This is a genomic window from Cobetia sp. MC34 (assembly GCF_018340035.1).
Taxonomy (GTDB): Bacteria; Pseudomonadota; Gammaproteobacteria; order Pseudomonadales; family Halomonadaceae; genus Cobetia; species Cobetia amphilecti.
This window is the reverse complement of record NZ_JADPPY010000067.1, coordinates 1-5,087: the sequence shown is the minus strand read 5'-3', so window position 1 is coordinate 5,087 and position 5,087 is coordinate 1. Positions and strand designations below refer to the sequence as shown.

The 5,087-nt window shown below is 60.1% G+C and carries 4 protein-coding genes and 1 pseudogene; 1 reads left to right on the top strand and 4 read right to left on the bottom strand.

What is annotated here, in order from left to right:
• Nucleotides 1–135 precede the first annotated feature (135 nt).
• The 4 genes from IZU87_RS16995 to IZU87_RS16980 form a co-directional block, all read right to left on the bottom strand.
• Nucleotides 136–816: a DUF938 domain-containing protein gene (locus IZU87_RS16995; RefSeq protein ID WP_213115333.1), complete on the bottom strand. Its 681-nt coding sequence runs from the start codon at nucleotides 814–816 to the stop codon at nucleotides 136–138.
• A gap of 172 nt (nucleotides 817–988) precedes the next feature.
• Entirely contained in the window at nucleotides 989–2,041 is a 1,053-nt protein-coding gene (locus IZU87_RS16990; protein WP_213115332.1) for a glycosyltransferase family protein, read from the bottom strand.
• 291 nt (nucleotides 2,042–2,332) lie between these two features.
• On the bottom strand, nucleotides 2,333–3,367 hold the full coding sequence (locus tag IZU87_RS16985; protein WP_213115331.1) for a glycosyltransferase family protein: 1,035 nt from the start codon (nucleotides 3,365–3,367) through the stop codon (nucleotides 2,333–2,335).
• Nucleotides 3,367–4,419, bottom strand: a complete 1,053-nt coding sequence (locus tag IZU87_RS16980; protein WP_213115330.1) for a phytanoyl-CoA dioxygenase family protein — start codon at nucleotides 4,417–4,419, stop codon at nucleotides 3,367–3,369. Before IZU87_RS16980 ends, IZU87_RS16985 begins: the two co-directional genes overlap by 1 nt.
• Before the next feature lie 230 nt (nucleotides 4,420–4,649).
• Here IZU87_RS16980 and IZU87_RS18205 point away from each other — a divergent pair.
• Nucleotides 4,650–4,961 (top strand): annotated as a pseudogene (locus tag IZU87_RS18205) (helix-turn-helix domain-containing protein); the annotation flags it as partial.
• Nucleotides 4,962–5,087: the final 126 nt, after the last annotated feature.

Sequence of the window (5,087 nt, the reverse complement as noted above, 5' to 3'; positions counted from 1 at the left end):
TCCGGGATGGTCATGCTCATAGGCGGCGCCATCTTCTTGAGGATGGCTTCCTTACGCTCTGTGGAATAACGCACGTTGATCACCTCTCAATCCGTTTAGGTGACAACTACGCTGGCAGATAGGGGACAGTGAGGCCTATAAGCCAGAAAGTCGGTGGAATACTACACTCAGATTGTTCGCCGGCATCTCGATCACCTTCTCGAGCGTCAGGCCATTGCGCTCCGCTTCCTCGATGACCGCTTCCAGATCACGCACGCCCCATAGCGGGTTGCGGCTCTTGAGCTGCACATCAAAGCCTTCGTTACTCGGCGCTGTATGCTGCCCTCCCCGCTTGTAGGGGCCGTAGAGATACAGCACGCCGTCCTTCGGAAGGCGTCGACCGGCCTGCAACATCAGCTCGGACGTGACCCGCCAGGGCGAGATATGGATCAGATTGATCGCCACCAGCGCATCACAGGCCACCTCAGGCCACTCGGCCTGTACATCCAAAGTGATCGGCGCCTTGAGGTTGGACAAGGCGGCTTCGGCGCGCCAGTCTGCGATGGACTCGAAGGCACGCGGGCTGGCATCACTGGGTTGCCATTCGAGATGGGGGAGCCCGTGGGCGAAATGCACGGCGTGCTCGCCGCTGCCACTGGCCAGTTCCAGCACCTGACACCGCTGTGCCAACACATCCCGCAGGACATCGAGAATCACGTCACGATTGCGGGCGACCGCTGGGCTCGCGAGACGCTGACTGTGCGCCACCTCTGCATCCTTCTGCGATGCTCGCGACGTCGCGCGGGGCAAGTCATCGGGTAACTCGGGGGTGGCCATGCAGCACTCCTTTTAACGGGGCAAATGACTCAGAACGAAAAGATGGCTAGATAATAACAAAGCGCCGCACCCCTGAGGGGCACGGCGCTTGAGCAAACAGTGATTGGGTCGGGCGATTTCGGTCAGGCTATCTCGTTTCGGCGATCTATAGCGGCCATTACAGACCAGCCCGCTAGCGGGCACGCGCCACCGTGGAACGGGCGCGCCAGAAATCCAGCACCCGCAGCGGATCACCCACTTCATGGGCCTTGTGTTGCGCGTTGTGCGCCATGGCACGCGTCGCATCACGGTCGCCCAGCAGGCGCTCGAGGGCGGCTGTCCATTCTGCCGGGCCATCCCCGACCAATAGGCCATCGACGCCGTCCTCGATCAAATCCACATAGGGCGCCCGGCGACTGTAGATGCCCACCCCTCCCATGCGGGTGATATCGAAAAACCGCAGCCAGGAGGCAGCTCTGTTGTCGGAATTCTCCATCAAGGGTGCCAGACCGATGGCGATCCGACGCCGCGAGCAATAGTCCTGGAAAGCCTCCCAGCCCAACGCCTCCATGGACTTGAGGCGCGGAATGTCACTCAGCGCCAGCGGCAGATGACGCCCCATCATCAACTCCACCTCGGTATCGTCGTGACGCGTCTGAATATCACGCAGTACCGGTGCCAACGCCACGATATCGTCGCGATGCGCCAGGGTGCCATGAAAGCCGATGCACCAGTCCTGACTATCGAGATGGCGAAGGTCCGGCAGTGCCCCTATCAACGGCGGCGTTAGCAGGCTGACTTTGGGATGCAGACTCGCCAGAGCGGCCTCCAGCTGCTCGCTGACCACGACGATTTCATCCGCCAGCGCGAACAATCGCTTCTGCAACTGAGCCGCTTCAGACTCAGAGCCTGCTTCAGGGGTAGAGGTACCCTGCTCAGATGACAGCAACTCAGGCGAATACAGATGATCGACGAGATAGCAGATACGACCGTGCTGCTCACGGTGTGTTTCCAGCATCTCGATCCATTCCCGCCCCAGGCTACGCGCGATCAGCAGGCAGGCGCCGGTAAGGCGCGCCTGGGCAAGCTTGGGGGAGAACTTCCAGCGGCGGGTTTCGAAACGCTCGACACGTGTGCCTTCCTTGCGCAACGCGGCCATAGCAGGCAGGAAGAAGTAGATATCTTCCAGCGCCTGGGCTTCATCACTGAGTACGATCCAACGAGGAGTGGTCGGGAAGGCGGTCATGTCAGTCTCCTTTACTCGAGGCATTCATGGTCCCGGCACGTTCGGCGTCACCGCCAAACAAGCGCGAGCGAGAGCACACACTGACTCTGGGACGCTTATATTGAGCTTAATGATTTCTGGGCATCACACCACTCAAATTTTGCTGGTGTGTAGCAGGTGTAATCAACATGTTACCTCCGTTGGGCGATAAATCGCCGCTGGCAGTGGCAGATTGGTCGTTCTCAGCTCCAGAAACGACAAGGCCCGCAGGGTAAGCTGCGGGCCTTGGAGGGGGGGATCATCTCGCTCAAGTCAGCGCGAACTCCAGAAGTTCGTACACGCCTCTACAGCGCCAATATCTCGGGCTTTCTGCAATGCCCGCTCTGCCATGGCCTGAGTGGCGGCTGGGTCAGCCAGCAATTGCTCCAGCGCTGCCCGCCACTCGCTGGGGCCGTCCCCCACCAAGAGCCCATCGACGCCATGCTCGACGATTCCATCATACGGCGCCCGACGACTATAGATACCGACACCGCCCATCGCGGCGATATCGAAAAACTTGATCCACGACTTGCCGCGATTGAACGGCGTCTCCAGAAGTGGCGCGAGGCCGATCTGGATACGGCGTGTCGCCTGGTACTGTTGAAAGACCTTCCAGGGCAGCGCCTCCGGGGTCTCCAGCCGCGCAATACCGCAAAATGATTCAGGCACGTGCCGCCCCATCATGATCTCGAGGCGTGCCTGGGGATGTGATTCCATCACTGGCGTGAGTGCCGGCGCCAAGTGCGCGATATCATCACGATGCGCACGGGTACCGTGGTAGCCGATGGTCCAGTCAGACTGAGTGAAATCGGCCAGCTCAGTTTCCGGCGTCAGCATTGGCGGTGTCAGCAACGAGACATTGGCATGCTCTCGTCCAAGCTGGGCCACCAGCGCCTCACAACAGGCCACTACCTCATCCGCGAGCGCAAGCAGTGCGGGCTGACGCATCGCCAAGCCGCTCAAACGCGCCACATAGGCGGCAGGCAATCCAGCGGTACGGGTCACGGCACCAAGATCATCATCGATCAGATAGACGATACGCCCGAAGCGATCACGATGATGTTCGAGCAGGCGTACCCAGCGCTCGCCCAGAGAACGCACGATCAGGAGATTGGCGCCTGCCAGGCGCCGCAATGCCCATCGCGTAGGCAGGTGGTAGCGGCGTGTATCGAAACGCTCGACGATGGCCCCCTGCTGGCGAAGAGCAGGTGCGGCTGACTCAAGAAAGTAGATATCTTCGGTGGGTCGAGCACCATCGCTGAGAACGACCCACCGCACACCTGCCAAGGATGAAGCTTCAGCCAACATCAGGACGGGTCCTGCGCACGATAGGGCTCACGCGCCACGACATGCCAGGAAGACTCGACACCACGCGCTGCGGCACGCTTGTCATCCCGCGCCCGCTCTGCTTTGAGCACACGATACTGCAGGCGATTGAGCCATTCGCCGCCCAGCCCCGGCAACGGCAGGAAGGGTGTCGTGCGACTCATTCCCCACAGCGCCAGACGCGAACTGCCTGCCTCGGCAGGGCCACGGCCGTGCATGCCGAAGGTATCCGCGATCAGCAGCGTGTTGGCAGGCACCTTGAACAGCGTGGGCACATTGAGACAGAAGCGAGCCAGCGCGCCCTCTTCGACCCGGAAGGACCCTCGCTGAGTATAGCGATTGGCATGCTCACGCGCCGTCAGGCTCATGTGATATTCCCAATCCAGTCGGCCCTTGTTCAACTGCGTGGATTGGGGCACGAACATGAAAGGCCCGTTGCGCTCGCTCACCTCCTCCAGGTAAAGCCAGAACTTCATGGTCGGCTGGAAGGTATCCACGTGCAGGGACTTCTGCGGGTCTGCCTCATCACTCTCGCGGGCGCCATTGAACACCTTCTCGAGATGCACGATGGGCAGGCGTCGGTGGCCAGCGCAGAAACGCAACAGACGCTTGAGCTGAGGGTCAGCCAGCACTTGCCGAGCCACCGGCAGACCGCTCAGGGTCTCCGGGTCCAGCAATACGCGATGCGTGCGGGTATCCCCTTGACAACACTCACGTACCTCACCGGGACCGTGATCGTGCACGGTTTCAAGCTCTGCCTTGAGCTGCGCGAACAGCTCTGGCGACAGAAAGTTCTGCTTGAGCAGGTAGCCATCACGCAGATAGGCCTCACTCTCCGCTGTCGGCACGCCGCGACTGAGCATGGCCATGCGCCAGCGCATGATGCGAGACGCCGCCTTCACCCGCCAGACGTGCAGCCCGCGGCGATTCAGACGTTCACTCCCGATCAGCGGATTAGCGATGAAGGACTTGGCACCGGTGAATAGCGCAAGACCCCACAGGGGAGCCTTGAGCAGAAATTGTGAACGGGACATGGCGTTCCTTGCGAGTCAAAGGTGATGAAGATGCGATAGACAAGCGTGAACTAGCCCGTAAACTCGAGCCCTATCAGACGGTAGCACCAACTTGTTACACACGTAACACGCATGGCTATTATATGACTCCTAGATTCATATAATAACCGCAGCACTTTGGAGCACACGGTACAGGCAGGAGGGTCAGCGCCGGTACTCTTCTCGGCTCACCGACTAAAGTGAAGCAGAGCATGGAATACCGACAGCTGGCCCAGACCCAACGATACCAGATCCACGCCCGCTATGACTTGGGCATGAGCTAGCGCTAGATTAGCAGGAAGCTGAACCTCCACTGCAGCACGATCAGCCGTGAAATTCGCCGTAACGCCACCGCTGATGGCTATGATCCCGAGCAGGCTCAGACACTCAATGATCATCGGCGCCGCACTACCACCAAGTGGACAAAGCGCCTTCCAAGCATGATGGCCGCCGTTACCGGTCGGGTACGTGGGGAGTGGAGCCCACAGCAAATCAGTGGCTTCATGGGGCCCTTGGCCGGCGTTAGGTTCTGTACGAAAAGTCGGCTCGTAGACAGCGGCGTATGCAAGCTACGCATACCATCGCATAAAAGCTACGGGCCAACTTCTCATATCGCGTCGCAATACGACGGAACTCTTTCAGCCAACTGA